The sequence below is a fragment of the Streptomyces sp. NPDC018045 genome (assembly GCF_044327445.1).
Classification (GTDB): domain Bacteria; phylum Actinomycetota; class Actinomycetes; order Streptomycetales; family Streptomycetaceae; genus Streptomyces.
On sequence record NZ_JBIRFL010000005.1, the window covers coordinates 428,432 to 444,422 of the forward strand.

Consider the following 15,991-nt stretch of genomic DNA (forward strand, 5'->3'; position numbering starts at 1 on the left):
GATTGCCATGTCATAGTACAGGCCGGTACGGGGGAAGTCCTGGCGGCGAGCCAGGGCTTCCCCCGGATTTTCCTCCGCCCCGCTCACCGTGCCGGTGTGTGCGGCGGACGCCCTCCGGTTCTGCCGTCCGGGTGTCTGCCGGGCTTCCCGTCCGGCCGGTCGCCGGGCCGTTCACCGGACCGGTCGCCCGGCCGTACGCCCGCCTTCTTGACGGGCCGGCGCCCGCCCGGTGTGCCCGGTGCCAGCCAGCCGGCCAGCTTGCCGTGCTGGGAGACCGCCTGGAGCCGGTTCTCGACCGCGTCCCGTACCGGGTCCGTGGCCACGACCAGCAGGTCGTCCCCGCGCCGCAGCACGGTCGTCGGTGACGGCACGAAGCTGGTGCCGTCCCGTACGACGAGGGTGACCGCGGCCCCCGGCGGCAGCCGCAGTTCGCTGATCTCCACACCGTGCATCCGCGACTTCGCGCCGATCGTGGTGGACAGCAGATGGCCGCGCAGCCGCTCCAACGGCGCCGACTCGATGCCCAGGTCGGCGGCCTCCTCGTCGTCCCCCAGGCGCAGCTTCCTGGCCAGCCAGGGCAGCGTCGGGCCCTGGATCAGCGTGTAGACGACGACCAGGATGAAGACGATGTTGAAGACCCGGTCGCTGCCGGGCACGCCGCCCACCATGGGGATGGTGGCCAGCACGATCGGCACGGCACCGCGCAGTCCGGCCCAGGACAGCAGTGTCTTCTCGCGCCAGGGCACCTTGAAGGGCAGCAGCCCGAGGAACACCGAGGCCGGCCGGGCCATGATCGTCAGGATCAGGCCGATGACCAGCGCCGGCACCGCGTCGTCGAAGAGGGTGTGCGGGGTGACCAGGAGGCCGAGCAGCACGAACATGCCGATCTGGCCGATCCAGCCGAGACCTTCGGCGAAGCCGCGGGTGGCGGCCGAGTGCGGCAGTTTCGCGTTGCCGAGGATCAGCGCGGCGATGTAGACGGCGAGGAAGCCGGAGCCGTGCGCCAGCGCGCCGGCCGCGTAGGCGGAGACCGCGATGGCCATCACGGCGATCGGGTAGAGGCCGGACGCGGGCAGCGCCACGTGCCGCATCCCGTACGCGCCCAGCCAGCCGATGGCCAGGCCCAGGGCCGCGCCGATCGCCAGCTCCAGGGCGATCTCGCCGATGAGGGCGTACCAGTGCTCCACCGGCCCGGCGGTGGAGAACGCGACGACGAGGATGACCACGGGGGCGTCGTTGAAGCCGGACTCGGCCTCCAGGACGCCGGTCAGCCGGGCGGGCAGCGGCACGTTGCGCAGCACGGAGAAGACCGCGGCGGCGTCCGTCGAGGAGACCACCGCGCCGATGAGCAGCGCCTGGCGCCAGTCCAGGCCGACGAGGTAGTGCGCTCCGGCCGCGGTGACCCCCACGCTCACCGCGACGCCGAACGTGGACAGCACCGCGGCCCTGGGCAGCGCGGGTCTGATCTCTTTCCACTTCGTGCCGAGGCCGCCTTCGGCCAGGATCACGACCAGCGCGGTGTAGCCCAGTATCTGGGTCAGCTCGGCGTTGTCGAAGACGACACCGCCGAACCCGTCCTGCCCTATGGCGATGCCTATCCCCAGGTAGATGAGCAGGCTGGGCAACCCGCTGCGGGAGGAGACGCGTACCGCTGCCACCGCGACGAGCAGGACGAGGGCGCAGATCAGCAGGAGTTCGTTGAGGCGGTCGACAGTCAGGGCTGGTCCTTCCTCGTGGCGGGCCGGTCAGGCACGGGAACGGGCACAGGGCTGGAGCGGGCGGTCTTTCCTTACCGTATCTAGTTACTGAGGCTAACAATTTACCATTGCTTGAATCTTGGAGGTGCCGGCGGCTACACCGCGTAGGGCTCGGCGGACCCGTGCGCCTATGGTTGCTCCAGCACTCCCACCCTGCCCCTCGAAGGACAGAGATGCCCGCCAACAAGTCCGCCCCCGCCCCTGACAAGGCTGCGAAGAAGCCGAAGAAGAAGGGGCGGCGCGGCCGCCTCGTCGCGATCACGGTCGTGCTTCTGCTCGTGGCGGGCATCGGCTATGGCGCGTACTGGGGCGTCAGCACCGTCCGCGCCTCGTACCCGCAGACCACCGGCTCCCTCAAGCTGGCCGGCCTGACCGCGCCCGTCGACGTCTCGCGCGACGGCAACGGCATTCCGCAGATCTACGCCGACACCGATGAGGACCTCTTCCGTGCCCAGGGCTTCGTACAGGCCCAGGACCGCTTCTGGGAGATGGACGTACGCCGCCACATGACGGCCGGCCGCCTCTCCGAGATGTTCGGCCAGAGCCAGGTCGACACCGACGCCTTCCTGCGCACACTCGGCTGGCACGACGTCGCGCAGCGGGAGTACGACACCAAGCTCTCCCCGGAGACGAAGAAGTACCTCCAGGCGTACTCCGACGGCGTCAACGCCTACCTCAAGGACCACGAGGGCGCGGCGCTGTCCCTGGAGTACGCGGCGCTCGGCTTCCAGAACGACTACAAGCCCCAGAAGTGGACCCCGGTCGACTCGGTGGCCTGGCTCAAGGCCATGGCCTGGGACCTGCGCGGCAACATGCAGGACGAGATCGACCGCGCCCTGCTGGCCACCCGCTTCAGCCCGACGCAGATCGACCAGCTCTACCCGAAGTACCCGGCCAAGCGGAACAAGCCGATCGTCGAGGGCGGCGCGGTCGACCCGGTCACCAAGGACTTCGACGCCAAGGCCACCCCGAGCGGCGGGCTGCAGAACACCCCGGGCCCGGGCACCGGCAGCGGTGCGGGTACGGGTACGGGGAACGGCGCCGGTTCGCGTACGGGCCAGGGCGCCGGTACCGGCACGGGAACCGGCGGTGGGACCGGTACGGGCACCGGAACCGCCCCGGGCACCGGAACCGGCACGAACTCCGCCTCCTCCGCCGCCCAGGGCGTGCAGACACAGCTCTCCTCCGTCTCCAAGTCCCTGGAGAAGATCCCGGCCCTGCTCGGCCCCAACGGCAACGGCATCGGCTCCAACTCCTGGGTCGTCTCCGGCGCCCACACCACCACCGGCAAGCCGCTGCTCGCCAACGACCCGCACCTGGCCCCCCAGATGCCGTCGCTCTGGTACCAGATGGGCCTGCACTGCCGCACCACCAGCGCCAAGTGCAACTACGACGTCGCCGGCTACACCTTCTCCGGCATGCCGGGCGTGGTCATCGGCCACAACCAGGACATCTCCTGGGGCATGACCAACCTCGGCGCCGACGTCACCGACCTGTACCTGGAGAAGATCAACGCCAACGGGTACCTGTCGGGCAACAAGCTCCAGCCGTACAAGACCCGCAAGGAGACCATCAAGGTCGCCGGCGGCGCGGACCGGGAGATCACGGTCCGCTCGACCGACAACGGCCCGCTGATCTCCGACCGCGACGACGAGATGACCAAGGTCGGCAAGCACGCCCCGGTCGGCAACGCGGCACCCGACCGCGGCGACGGCTACGGCATCTCCCTGCGCTGGACCGCCCTGGACCCGGGCCGCTCGATGGACGCGGTCTTCGAACTGAACCGGGCGAAGGACTGGACGGGCTTCCGCAAGGCCGCCTCCCACTTCGAGGTGCCGTCGCAGAACCTGATCTACGCCGACACCAAGGGCAACATCGGCTACCAGGCGCCGGGGAGCATCCCGGTCCGCGGCAAGGGGTACGACGGCACGCTGCCCGCCCCCGGCTGGGACCCGAAGGCCCGGTGGAACGGTTACGTGCCCCAGAAGGCGCTGCCCAACGAGTACAACCCGGCGCGCGGCTACATCGTCACCGCCAACCAGGCCGTCGTCGACCCGGACAAGTACCCGTACCTGCTGACCAAGGACTGGGGCTACGGTGCCCGCAGCCAGCGGATCAACGACCTCATCCAGTCGAAGATCAAGGACGGCGGCAAGATCTCCACGGACGACATGCAGACGATGCAGATGGACAACAGCAGCGAGATCGCCAAGCTGCTGACGCCCTACCTGCTGAAGATCGACGTGGACAACGCGTACGTCCGCGAGGCGCAGAAGCTGCTGGAGGGCTGGGACTACACCCAGGAGCCCGACTCGGCCGCCGCCGCGTACTTCAACGCGGTCTGGCGCAACACCCTCAAGCTGGCCTTCGGCAACAAGATGCCCAAGGAGCTGCGGGTGGCGGGCCAGTGCCTCAACGTCCGCCCGGCCGATGACACCGGCCCGGCCGACGACCAGGACAAGCCCGTGCGCGAGTGCGGCGAGCGCGCCCCCGACCAGGCGCAGCCCGACGGCGGCGACCGCTGGTACGAGGTCGTCCGGTCCATCATCGACGACCCGAAGAACGACTGGTGGAAGACCGAGTCGCGGCCCGGCCGCGTCCTCGACGCCAACCGTGACCAGCTCCTCGCGCACGCCATGCGGGACGCGCGCTACGAGCTGACCAGCAAGCTGGGCAAGAACGTCGACAACTGGAGCTGGGGCCGCCTGCACCAGATGTTCCTGAAGAACCAGACCCTGGGCACCAGCGGCCCGGGCCTCCTCCAGGGCCTGTTCAACCGCGGCCCGTGGAACCTGGGCGGCGGCGAGGCGGCCGTCGACGCCACCGGCTGGAACGCGGCCGGCGGCTACCAGGTCACCTGGGTCCCGTCGATGCGGATGGTCGTCAGCCTGGCCGACTTGGACAAGTCGCGCTGGATCAACCTGACGGGCGCCTCCGGTCACGCGTACAGCGCGCACTATTACGACCAGACGGACAAATGGGCCAAGGGTGAACTGCTGCCGTGGGCCTTCTCCCAGAAGGCCGTCAAGGCCGCGGCGAAGGACACGCTGACGCTGTCGCCGTGACGGGGCGCTGACCTCGTGGTCGGGCGGGTCCGAGACATTCGGGCCCGCCCGGCGTCGTTCACGGACGCGCGCCGGGTACGTACGTGCCCGTACGCCCGAGCCGTCCCTGACGGCGTGTCCTGCGCGCCCTGCGTGTCCTACGCGGCGAACCGGTGCACACCCCCCGGCGTCACCGCCACGTCCACCGGCCGGTCGTGCTCCTCGGCGGGCACCTCCGCCAGCACCTCCGCGTCGTACAGCAGCACCACCTTCGCCGGCCGCACGCCCGCCTTCTCCAGCCGCTCCAGGACCCGGTCGTACGACCCGCCGCCGCGCCCGAGCCGCATGCCGCGCCGGTCCACCGCGAGCCCCGGCAGCAGCACCGCGTCCGCCCCGGTGACGGCCTGCGGGCCCAGCCGGGGCCCGGCGGGCTCCCGCAGCCCCCGCCCGGCGCATACGAGGCTCTCGGGGCCGTCGTACGGGGCCCAGTCCAGGTCGTTGTCCGGCAGCAGTACGGGCAGCAGCACCCGCACCCCGGCCGCGCGCAACTGGTCCAACAGCGCGTGCGTGGACGGCTCGCGCCCCACCGACACGTACGCGGCGACCGTGCCCGCCCCCGCCAGCTCCGGCAGGGCCAGCGCCCGGCGCGCCAGCACCGCCCCCGTCGCCCGGATTTCACCGCTCGGCAACTGGGCCCTCACGTCCAGGAGATCGCGCCGCAACCCGCGCTTGCCACCGTCGTAACCGCTCATGATGCGCCGTCGCTCCCGCTCCTGTGACCCGTTCTCAGGACCCCATCTTCCGGCGCAAAGTGCCGGTTATCGTGATCCGCATGACTCCATCGCGTACTCGGATCACCAAGGCTGTCATTCCGGCGGCCGGTCTCGGGACCCGCTTCCTTCCGGCGACCAAGGCCACGCCCAAGGAGATGCTGCCGGTCGTCGACAAACCCGCCATCCAGTACGTCGTGGAGGAGGCCGCCACCGCCGGACTCAGCGACGTCCTGATGGTCACCGGACGCAACAAACGTCCCCTCGAAGACCATTTCGACCGCAATTACGAGCTCGAAGAGGCCCTCGACCGCAAGGGTGACGAATCGCGCCTCGCCCGCGTCCAGGAGTCCAGCGACCTGGCGACCATGCACTACGTCCGCCAGGGCGACCCCAAGGGCCTCGGCCACGCCGTCCTGTGCGCCGCCCCGCACGTCGGCGACCAGCCCTTCGCGGTCATGCTCGGCGACGACCTGATCGATCCGCGCGACCCGCTGCTCCGGCGCATGATCGAGGTGCGGGAGCGGCACGGCGGCTCCGTCATCGCCCTCATGGAGGTCGACCCGGCACAGATCCACCTCTACGGATGCGCGGCGGCCGCCCCGGACGGCGACGACGACGTGGTGCTCGTCTCCGACCTGGTCGAGAAGCCGGATCCGGCCGACGCCCCCAGCAATCTCGCCATCATCGGCCGGTACGTCCTCGACCCGGCCGTCTTCGAGGTGCTGCGTACCACCGAGCCGGGCCGGGGCGGCGAGATCCAGCTCACCGACGCCCTCCAGGCGCTCGCCGCCGACCCGGGGCTCGGCGGGCCCGTGCACGGTGTGGTCTTCAAGGGGCGCCGCTATGACACCGGCGACCGTGGCGACTACCTCCGTGCCATTGTCAGACTGGCGTGCGAACGTGAGGACCTGGGCCCGGAGTTCCGGACCTGGCTGCGCAGCTTCGTCAGCGAGGAGATGTGACACCGTGAGCGCCACCACCGACCGGATCACCCGCCAGGAACGCGTCTGGTCGGTGGCCGACCACCTCGACGACGTACTGTCCAAGATCCACCCGCTGGAGCCGATCGAGCTCCACCTCCTCGACGCGCAGGGCTGCGTCCTGGTGGAGGACGTCACCGTCCCCGCCGCCCTGCCGCCCTTCGACAACAGCTCCATGGACGGGTACGCGGTCCGCGTCGCCGACGTGGCGGGCGCGACCGACGACTTCCCCGCCGCCCTGACGGTGGTCGGCGACGTCGCGGCGGGCAGCGCCGAACCGCCCGCCATCGGCCCCGGCGAGGCCGCCCGCATCATGACCGGCGCGCCCCTGCCGCCCGGCGCGGAGGCCGTCGTGCCCGTGGAGTGGACCGATGGCGGTACGGGCCGCGGCCCCGCCGAGGCCATGCGCGCGCACAGCGCCGCGCCCGAGGCCGCGGGCGGCGAAGTCCGCGTCTACCGCCCGGTCGACGAGCGCGGGCACGTCCGCGCCCGCGGCAGCGACGTCCCGGCCGGCGAACTGGCCCTGCCGGCCGGCACCGTCATCGGCCCCGCCCAGACCGGCCTGCTGGCCGCCATCGGACGCGCCACGGTCCTGGTCCGGCCGCGCCCGAGGGTCGTGGTCCTGTCCACCGGCAGCGAACTGGTCCAGCCGGGCGAGGAGTTGGCCCCCGGCCAGATTCACGACTCCAACAGCTTCCAGCTCACCGCCGCCGCCCGCGCGGCCGGCGCCATCGCCTACCGGGTCGGCGCCGTGGCCGACGACGCCGAGACGCTGCGCGCCACCCTGGAGGACCAGCTCATCCGGGCCGACATCCTGGTGACCAGCGGCGGCGTGAGCGTCGGCGCCTACGACGTGGTCAAGGAGACCCTCGCCGACCTCTCCGCCGAGGAGGGCACCGTCGAGTTCCGCAAGCTGGCCATGCAGCCCGGCAAGCCGCAGGGCTTCGGCCTCATCGGCCCGGACCGCACCCCGCTGCTGGCCCTGCCCGGCAATCCGGTCAGCTCGTACGTCTCCTTCGAACTCTTCGTACGCCCCGCCATCCGTACGCTCATGGGCCTGCCCGACGTGCACCGCCACACCTCCCGGGCCACCTGCGCCGCGCCCGTCGCCTCCTCGCCGCAGGGCAAGCGGCAGTTCCTGCGCGGCTGGTACGACGCCGACACCACCACCGTCACGCCGGTGGGCGGCGCCGGGTCCCACCTGATCAAGGCTCTGGCCCAGGCCAACGCCCTGATCGTGATCCCGGAGGAGACGACGGAGGTCGCGGAGGGGGCGGAGGTGGAGGTGGTGTTGCTGGGGTGAGGGTTCCGGAGGCTGGGGCGTCTTGGGGCGTGAGGAGGCAGGGCCGGGGGCATCTCGGGGCATGAGAAGACGTACGGGTGTGCGGGCGCGCCTCGCGGCCCCGAAGGCTCGTGGAGACCTCTCGCAGAGGTGGCTCGTAGCCGTATGAGGTGGCGTGCGGGTACGCCGGGGCCGAAGCGGGTGTGCGCGCCGGAGCCCCGCGGGCCGTGGGCGCCGTCGCCGCCGGGTAGCCGGGTAGCCGGGTGACGGCCGACGCCTGCGGGTACGGTGTCGTCGCACAGGCGGCACGGTCCGGACCGGGAGAACGATGAGCAGCGGCCAGCAAGACCTCACCCACCTCGACGCGACGGGCGCGGCCCGCATGGTCGACGTGTCCGAGAAGGACGTCACCGCGCGCACCGCCCGCGCCAGCGGCCGCGTCCTGGTCGCGCCGCGCGTCGTCGAGCTGCTGCGCGGCGAGGGCGTACCGAAGGGCGACGCGCTCGCCACCGCCCGTATCGCGGGCATCATGGGCGCCAAGCGCACCCCCGAGCTGATCCCGCTGTGCCACCCGCTGGCGGTGTCCGGCGTCGAGGTGGACCTGCGGGTGACCGACGACGCGGTGGAGATCCTGGCCACGGTCCGCACCACCGACCGCACGGGCGTCGAGATGGAGGCCCTGACGGCCGTCTCGGTCGCCGCCCTGACCGTCGTGGACATGGTCAAGGCGGTCGACAAGGGCGCGGTCGTCACCGACGTACGGGTCGAGGAGAAAACGGGCGGCAAGTCGGGCCACTGGAGCCGGTCATGACCGCGGAACGGCGCCCCGGCCAGCACGGACGCGGCACACCGGCCGATCCGGGACCGGACGCCGCGCCCGACTCCGTGCCCGAAGGCGAGCGCGGTGGCAAGGGCGGTGGCGGGCGCGGTACGACCGCGAACCCGGGGCCGGGCACGGCCGCCGACCGGCCGTCCGGCGCGCCGCCCAACCCCGGACCGGGCACGGCCACCGACCGGCCGTCCGACGCGTCGCCCAACCCGGGGCCAGGTACCGCACCCGTCTCCCTGGGTACGTCCGCCACCAGCCCCACCGCAGCGGGCCAGGACCAGCAGCCCCAGGACCTGCCCCGAACCCCATCCCCACCCCCATCCACCACTCCACTCCCCTCCCCGCCCCGGGCGCTCGTCGTCACCGCGTCCAACCGCGCGGCGGCCGGGGTGTACGCGGACAAAGGCGGTCCGCTGCTCGCCGAGGGCCTGGCCGCGCTGGGCTTCGCGGTCGACGGGCCGCAGGTGGTTCCGGACGGCGACCCCGTCGCCGCCGCCCTGCGCGCCGCCGTCGCCGCCGCGTACGACGTCGTCCTGACCACCGGCGGTACGGGCATCTCACCCACCGACCGCACCCCCGAAGCCACCCGCGGCGTCATCGACCACGAGGTCCCCGGCATCCCGGAGGCGATCCGCGCCGCGGGCCGCGCGAAGGTGCCCACCGCCGCGCTCTCCCGCGGCCTGGCCGGGGTGGCCGGCCGTACGCTGATCGTCAATCTGCCCGGCTCCACCGGCGGGGTACGCGACGGCCTGGCCGTCCTCGCCGACCTCCTCCCGCACGCGGTGGACCAGCTACGGGGCGGCGACCACGCGCCGGCGCACCCGGGCGCCACCCCGGACGCGCGCTCGGGCCCGCCTCCTGGGCCCGGCCCGCACCCGGGCCACGGGCCGGACACCACAGGGAGCGCACACTGAGCGCCTCCTGGCCGGTCGTGCTGGCGGACGGCGACACCGCCCTCCGCCCGATAAAGCTGCGCGACCAACGGGCCTGGCGCGAGGTCAACCGCCGTAACCGCGACTGGCTGCGCCCCTGGGAAGCGACCATCCCGCCGCCTCCGCCCGGCATCCCCGCGCCGCACCGGCCCACTTACCGTCAGATGGTCCGCCACCTGCGCGCCGAGGCGCACGCGGGCCGGATGCTGCCGTTCGTCGTCGAACACCGCGGCCGGCTGGCCGGGCAGCTCACGGTGGCCGGGATCACCTGGGGCTCGATGTGTTCGGGCCATGTCGGTTACTGGGTCGACGAGGCGGTGGCCGGCCGCGGCGTCATACCGACGGCGGTGGCGCTCGCCACCGACCACTGTTTCCGCTCGGTGGGACTGCACCGCATCGAGGTCTGTATTCGGCCGGAGAACCTGCCCAGCCGCCGGGTCGTGGAGAAACTCGGCTTTCGCGAGGAGGGGCTGCGGCCGCGCTATCTGCACATCGACGGGGCCTGGCGCGACCACCTCGTATTCGCGCTGACCGCGGAGGAGGTGCCCGAGGGGCTGTTGACCCGCTGGCACCGGGAGAAGCCCAGCACACCCCACAAATAAAATAAGTGTTCGAATTGTTTCACCAATTGGCCACAAGCGCGTGCGGCTGATCTCAACAATCACAAAAAAAGTTCGAGATATCAGCCAGATCGTGCGACACACCGGCTCAATTGGCGGATGGCCCCCTGCAAACCCCTCTACCGTGTGAGACGTGAGCAGCAGCGGCCTCATCTACGCAGTCATCGTCGGGGCCTGGGCCGCCTACTTGGTGCCGATGTGGCTCCGCAGGCAGGACGAGCTCAATGAAGCCCGGCCGACGGAACGCTTCAGTACCGCCATCCGGCTCCTGTCCGGACGGGCGGCGATGGAGCGCCGTTACGCCAAGGGGCTGGAGGAGCAGAGCGGCCGGTCCACCGACGATGCGGGCGAAGCGCGGGAGCCGGACGCCATGGCCGACGAGGCCGACGTCCGGGCCTTCGACGCGCCCGCGGACGACTCCCCGCCCGCCGCTCAGCGCCAGCCGGCGGCCGCGGCCGGCGGCGCGTCGCCCGGCGGCCGGCCCGCTTCCGCGAACGCCGCCTCCGGCGCGGCCTCCCGCCCCGGAAAGAAGCCCGGCTCCGCACGGCCCTCCGCAGCCGACCGCATGAAGCGGGCCAAGGTCCTGGCGCGCCGCCGGCGCACCATCACGGTCCTCTTCCTCACCTTCACCGTCGGCACGATCGTCGCCGCCGTCGGGGGCCTCGCCTTCCTCTGGGCGCCGGCCATCCCCGCCATACTCCTCAGCGCGTACATCGTCTACCTCCGCGCCCAGGAGCGGCGCCGCTTCACCTTCACCATGGACCAGCGCCAGGCGGAAGCGGCAGCGCAACGGCTGCGGGAGGGCAGGCCACGCCCTCCGCAGGCGTCCCAGCAGCCCCCCGCCGACGAAGCCCCCGCTGAGGACGCCGCCGCCACACCGCCCGCCCCGGCGCGCCCCGCCGCGCCCGCCCCCCGCCCCGAGCCCGCGTCGACGGCCGGCCGCCGGGCCCTGGTGGAGGAGACCGACCACGCGGAGTGGGTGGACCAGCAGCGCGAACGCGAGCGCACCGAGCCCGGCGGCTGGGACCCCGTCCCGGTCCCGCTCCCGACGTACGTCACGGCCCCGGTCGCCCCGCGCGCCACCAGCCACGTCGACCTGGACGCCGACGACGCCTGGAGCTCCGCCCGCTCCGGCCCGGCCACCGAAACCCCGCAGCCGACCCCGGCCGCCGACCCGAAGCGCCGCACCACACCCGGCCGCCGCACGCGAGGCCGCACCCCCCTGTTCGACCAGTACGCGGACGAGGACCGCCCCCGCGCGGCAAACGAGTGACCACCCATAGCTGACCAGCACGGGAAGCGATTTTTGAGCACCCGGACAGGGATGCTAGAGTTTCACTCGTCGCAAGGGCCTGTGGCGCAGCTGGTAGCGCACCTCGTTCGCAACGAGGGGGTCAGGGGTTCGAATCCCCTCAGGTCCACCGACGTCAGAGCCCCTGCCGGAGAGATCCGGCGGGGGCTCTTTCTCGTCGTACAGCAGCGAAGTGCAGCAACTACAGCGGCTTTGTCTGACGGCCGAGATCCCGTCCGGGCCGTGCGGCCCGGGCGGGATTCGTTTGTTCCGGGCGGTGTTCGGTGCGGGTTCGACGCGAGGATGCGGCCCGGAGGGCGCGCGGGTGGTGCCGATCTGCGGCTGTGCGAGCTCGGCAGGGAGCAGTTCGGCGGTCCTTCTGAGCTGCGCGTTCTCCTGGGCTGTGACGTGCGTCGGCCGAGCGAGGGAGGTCAGCACCGGTGTGCGCACCTCCGCGTCCTGCTCATAGCGCAGGACGATCACTTCCGTCCGCACCGGCGCCGAGAGCCTCCCGGCGGCCATGAGGCCCAGCAGGTCCGTCAACTCCCCGCCGGTCGGCGTCAGGTCGCCGTAGGTCGCGATGCTGCGGGGCTCACCGAAGCCGAACAAGGCCCCTGACGGGAAGGCGGTTTCCTGGCCCGAGGAGTAACCGACCAGGTGGAGGGTGCCGCCCTCGGCGAGGGAACGCCACGCCTGCGCCACCAGCGGCCCGCCGACCGTGTCCAGGACGAGGTCGAACCGGTCCTCGGTCCCGGCCAGGTCGGTGAGGACCGTGTCGGCCCCGAGTTCACGGAGCCCGGCGGCCCGCTCCGGCGAACCGACGAGCGCCGTCCCCCGGGCGCCGGCCGCGTCGTGACCGTGTACAGCGCCGGCCGGCCACTGGTCCACGTGATTCAGCTCTCCGGAGTTGAGCCCGATGTGCCGTATCTTCGCCAACGCCTCACCGGTGGGCGGTACGGGCTCATCGACATCGGCGAACGGATGGGTCCGGCCTCACTGTGATCGACCTCAAGGGCGCGCACAAGGGACGTGTTTCCTTCTCTCGTGGACGTGCCTGAACACTCGGCGCGGCAACAGACCGAGTGCGCACATGCGGCACTGCCGCCTTCTTGGAACCCTACGCAGGACCCGGACAGCGACCGGGCCGGTGAGAATCCATCAGTTGACCATCTGTGTCAGTGCGACTCGCGGCGCGTCGAGCCCTGCCCCCGTCCGGTGGATGACGCTGTGCCGGGCACAGACACACCCGGCACGGTTCCCACCGGCTCCCTTCTTCCGCTCGCTGCGACTCGGAAGGGAACGAGGGGAGCGCGCAAGCCAGTTGATTGTCAGTGGTGGGGCCTAAAGTTTGGTTTTGCGGAGCCGGGGGGCTTCGTCGTGGGTACGTGATCAGGTATCTGATGGCGATGGCGACGGGAGGGCGGATGGCCAAGGAACGGGCGTTCGGGCCGCATCAACTGGCCGAGTGGCTGGGGATCGAGCCGCGGCATGTGCGGCGTGCCGAGACCCGGGGGCTGATCCCGCCCCCGGATGTGGGGGACGAGCGGTGGTCGGAGGGGGTGGCCAAGACGCTGCCGGACCGGGTCGAGGAGATCTTGTCCGTGGTGGCGGACGAGAACTACGAGATGGCGCAGGACGCCGGGAAGGCCGGGCGCCGGAAGCCGGTCAAGGGGGAGTCGTTCGGGCCGCATCAGTTGGCCGGTGAGCTGGAGCTCCAGCGGTGGCAGGTCGGCCGGGCCGAGCAGCGGGGGCTGATTCCGGCGCCGGACGTGGACGGCAAGCGCTGGTCGCGGGAGGTCGTGGAGGGCCTGCGGGAGCGCGTGGCGGAGATCCGGGAGGAGCTGGGTGACCACCCCGGGCTGGGGTCGATCGACGCGGCGAAGCACCTGGCCGGGCGTACGGAGCTGGAGGTCGAGCGGGAGGACGTACGGGTCCTGGCGGAGCAGGGGCACCTCCGGCCGGTGGGGGAGTTCCGGGGGTATCCGATGTTCGGCCTGGGGAGCCTGGACGGGCTGGACCGGGAGCTGGTCGCGGGTGTGGTGGGCGACCGGCAGCGGTGGATGGAGCGCAGCGTGACGGCCAAGGAGGCCGCGGCGCTGCTGGGGTGGTCGGCCGGGAAGTTCGAGGTGACGGCGGAGCGGAACGGTCTGGTGCCGGGGCGGCTCGGTCGGTACGACCGGGCGGAGGTGGAGGGACTGCCGGAGAGGGAGGGGTGAGGGGAGAGAGGAGGAGAGAGGAGGAGAGAGGAGGAGAGAGGGGAGGCCTGGGTGGGCGGGTGCAGGGCCCGGTTTTCTGGCCGGGGGGTGAGCGCTGTCCGCGGAGCCGCCGTCGGGCCGGGCGTGGGGCCGACGGCGGTGGCGGGGCGGCGGGCTAGTAGGGAAGGGAGCGTTGGTTCATGCGGATGCCGCGGCGGGCCAGGTAGGTGAGGGGGTTGATGTCGGAGCCGTAGTGGCGGGTCCTGCGGACCTCGAAGTGGAGGTGGGGGCCGGTGGTGCGGCCGGTGGCGCCGCTGTAGCCGATGCGGGTGCCGGCCCGTACGCGCTGGCCGACGCGGGCCGTGATGCGGGAGAGGTGGCCGAAGAGGGTGTAGTAGCCGTCGGTCATGTGGATGGTGACGGCGAGGCCGTAGTCGCCCGAGCGCTTGGCCAGGACGACGGTGCCGGATCCGACCGAGGCGACCGGGGTGCCGGTGCGGACGGCGAAGTCGACCCCGGTGTGGTGGCCGGCGGCCCAGTTTCCCTTGACGCCGTAGGGCGAGCTGATGCGGGCATTGACGGCGATCGGACGGGTCCACGGGCCCGCCGCCACGGCCGGGACCGCCTCGTTCACGGTCAGGCTGAGGACGGTGCCGAGGGCCGCCGGGACCACGCCGTGCAGCAGGAGTCGTCTGCGGAGCCAGTTCATAGTTGCGAGGACACGCCCTGGGGCGGGTGGGCGCATCCGGACACGCGCGGTGGACGCCCGAACGGCGGAGAGGTTCCCCGTACCGGGTGGTAACGGGGAGGGGCCGGGCGGACGGGGAATCAGGGCACGCGGGTGGTGCTCTCGCGGAGTTCGAGGTGGGGGAGTTCGGTCTGGAGGCGGCGGGTGGGGGCGCCGTCGAGGAGGGACAGCAGTTCCTGGGCGGCCAGGCGGCCGAACCCGGCGGTGTCGCGTACGAGTGAGGTCAGACGTGGGTGGGTCACGCGGCACAGGGGCGAGTCGTCCCAGGCGACGATGGACAGGGCGCCGGGTACGGGGACGCCGTGCCCGGCGGCCACGGCGGCTCCGGCCACGGCCATCACGTCGTTGTCGTAGACGATCGCGGTGGGCGGGCGGGGAGCGCCCAGCAGGCGGCGGGTGGCTTCGGCGCCCTGCTCGTCGGAGTAGTCCGTGGAGACGGAGCGGACGTCGGCGGCGTCCAGGCCGAGGCGGGCGGCCTCGGCACGCAGGGCCGCGACCCGGCGCTCGGTGTGGGCGAGGCCGGGCAGGCCGGCGATGTGCACGATGCGGCGGTGGCCGAGTTCGTGGAGGTGGTCGATGATCGACCGCATCGCGGCGGCGTCGTCCGCCCAGATGGTGGAGAGGGGGGCGGCGGGGAGGGGAGTGGAGGAGGGGGAAGCGGTGGGGGTGAGAGTGGTGGCGGGGGAAGCGGTGGGGGCGGGAGTGGTGGCGGGGGTCTGCTTCTGGTCTGGCGTTGCTCCCGGCCCCGTATGCGGCGACGTTCCGGGATCCGTCCCCGTTGTCGCTCCGGTCCCCGTACCCGTACCCGGCATCGCCCCGCCCCCCGAACCCGGCCCCGTCCCCGCCCCCGCGCCCGGCCCCGCGCCCGCCCCCGCGCCCGGCCCCGCCCCCGCGCCCGGCCCCGGTCGGGTGTCGCCGATGACGACTGTCGGGAGGGCGAGGGAGGTGAGGAGAGCCGGGCGGGGGTCCTCGGTGCGGGGGTCCACGACCAGGACGCCGTCCACGCGGCGTTCGGCCCACCAGCGGCGGTAGGTCGCGCACTCGGCGTCCAGGTCCTCGACGACCTGGAAGAGGAGCGCGACGCGGCGGGCGGCGAGGGCCTCCTGGATGCCGGAGACCAACTGAAGGAAGAAGGACTCGACGCCGAGGGTGCGGGCGGGGCGGGCGAGGACGAGTCCGACGCAGCCGGAGCGTTCGCCGGACAGGGCGCGGGCGGCGCTGTTGGGCTGCCAGCCCAGTTCCTCGGCGACCTCGCGGATACGGGCGCGGGTGCCGGGGGAGACGCCGTCGCGGTCGTTGAGGGCGAAGGAGACGGCGGAGGGGGAGACACCGGCGCGTTCGGCGATGTCCTTCATGGTCGGGCGGCGGCGCGGGGGAACCGTGGGGAGGCGGGGGCCGTCGGCGTCCGCGGCGGGGGGACCGGTGGTCATGTCGTCCGTCAACTCCTCCGGTCGGTCGGCCTGGCCGCCAGTTCGGTCGTCCTGGCCCCCGGTCTCTCGGGCCCCGGGGTTCCCCGGTCGCCCCGTTCCCCGGTCTCTCG

General features: G+C 72.5%; 12 protein-coding genes, 1 tRNA gene and 1 pseudogene. 9 read left to right on the plus strand and 5 right to left on the minus strand.

All coding sequences use genetic code 11. From position 1 onward, the window contains the following. Positions 1-83 precede the first annotated feature (83 nt). On the minus strand, positions 84-1,658 hold the full coding sequence (locus tag ACH4EB_RS15630) for a potassium/proton antiporter (protein WP_398347979.1): 1,575 nt from the start codon (positions 1,656-1,658) through the stop codon (positions 84-86). Between the two features lie 272 nt (positions 1,659-1,930). Here ACH4EB_RS15630 and ACH4EB_RS15635 point away from each other — a divergent pair, with 272 nt between their 5' ends. After that, entirely contained in the window at positions 1,931-4,822 is a 2,892-nt protein-coding gene (locus ACH4EB_RS15635; RefSeq protein ID WP_398347980.1) for a penicillin acylase family protein, read from the plus strand. Between the two features lie 137 nt (positions 4,823-4,959). On the opposite strand, the gene ACH4EB_RS15640 is transcribed toward ACH4EB_RS15635, so the two are convergent. After that, positions 4,960-5,553: a 5-formyltetrahydrofolate cyclo-ligase gene (locus ACH4EB_RS15640; protein ID WP_398347981.1), complete on the minus strand. Its 594-nt coding sequence runs from the start codon at positions 5,551-5,553 to the stop codon at positions 4,960-4,962. Positions 5,554-5,633: 80 nt separating this feature from the next. Here ACH4EB_RS15640 and galU point away from each other — a divergent pair, with 80 nt between their 5' ends. The 7 genes from galU (at position 5,634) to ACH4EB_RS15675 (ending at position 11,638) form a co-directional block, all read left to right on the plus strand. Next, a complete protein-coding gene (gene galU, locus ACH4EB_RS15645; protein ID WP_398347982.1) occupies positions 5,634-6,536 on the plus strand; it encodes a UTP--glucose-1-phosphate uridylyltransferase GalU in 903 nt (300 codons plus the stop codon). Positions 6,537-6,540: 4 nt separating this feature from the next. Beyond that, complete coding sequence (gene glp, locus ACH4EB_RS15650; protein ID WP_398347983.1) at positions 6,541-7,857, plus strand: gephyrin-like molybdotransferase Glp; 1,317 nt, start codon at positions 6,541-6,543, stop codon at positions 7,855-7,857. Positions 7,858-8,164: 307 nt separating this feature from the next. Then, entirely contained in the window at positions 8,165-8,647 is a 483-nt protein-coding gene (moaC, locus tag ACH4EB_RS15655; protein ID WP_398347984.1) for a cyclic pyranopterin monophosphate synthase MoaC, read from the plus strand. Between the two features lie 311 nt (positions 8,648-8,958). Then, complete coding sequence (locus tag ACH4EB_RS15660; RefSeq protein WP_398348128.1) at positions 8,959-9,579, plus strand: molybdenum cofactor biosynthesis protein B; 621 nt, start codon at positions 8,959-8,961, stop codon at positions 9,577-9,579. Then, a complete protein-coding gene (locus ACH4EB_RS15665) occupies positions 9,576-10,199 on the plus strand; it encodes a GNAT family N-acetyltransferase (protein WP_398348129.1) in 624 nt (207 codons plus the stop codon). Before ACH4EB_RS15660 ends, ACH4EB_RS15665 begins: the two co-directional genes overlap by 4 nt. A gap of 151 nt (positions 10,200-10,350) precedes the next feature. Beyond that, positions 10,351-11,490, plus strand: coding sequence for a gephyrin-like molybdotransferase receptor GlpR (gene glpR, locus ACH4EB_RS15670; protein ID WP_398347985.1), 1,140 nt, complete (start codon positions 10,351-10,353; stop codon positions 11,488-11,490). A 75-nt stretch (positions 11,491-11,565) separates the two neighbouring features. Beyond that, a tRNA-Ala gene (locus ACH4EB_RS15675) sits at positions 11,566-11,638 on the plus strand. A gap of 419 nt (positions 11,639-12,057) precedes the next feature. Here the strand turns inward: ACH4EB_RS15675 and ACH4EB_RS15680 are convergent. Beyond that, a pseudogene (locus tag ACH4EB_RS15680) lies at positions 12,058-12,396 on the minus strand (zinc-binding dehydrogenase); the annotation flags it as partial. Positions 12,397-12,893: 497 nt separating this feature from the next. On the opposite strand from ACH4EB_RS15680, the gene ACH4EB_RS15685 reads away from it, so the two are divergent. Continuing rightward, positions 12,894-13,724: a hypothetical protein gene (locus ACH4EB_RS15685; protein ID WP_398347986.1), complete on the plus strand. Its 831-nt coding sequence runs from the start codon at positions 12,894-12,896 to the stop codon at positions 13,722-13,724. A gap of 154 nt (positions 13,725-13,878) precedes the next feature. Here ACH4EB_RS15685 and ACH4EB_RS15690 read toward each other — a convergent pair whose 3' ends face one another. Both ACH4EB_RS15690 and ACH4EB_RS15695 read right to left on the minus strand, forming a co-directional pair. Then, positions 13,879-14,412, minus strand: a complete 534-nt coding sequence (locus ACH4EB_RS15690) for a M23 family metallopeptidase (protein WP_398347987.1) — start codon at positions 14,410-14,412, stop codon at positions 13,879-13,881. 119 nt (positions 14,413-14,531) lie between these two features. Then, complete coding sequence (locus ACH4EB_RS15695; protein ID WP_398348130.1) at positions 14,532-15,806, minus strand: LacI family DNA-binding transcriptional regulator; 1,275 nt, start codon at positions 15,804-15,806, stop codon at positions 14,532-14,534. Between the last annotated feature and the right edge of the window lie 185 nt (positions 15,807-15,991).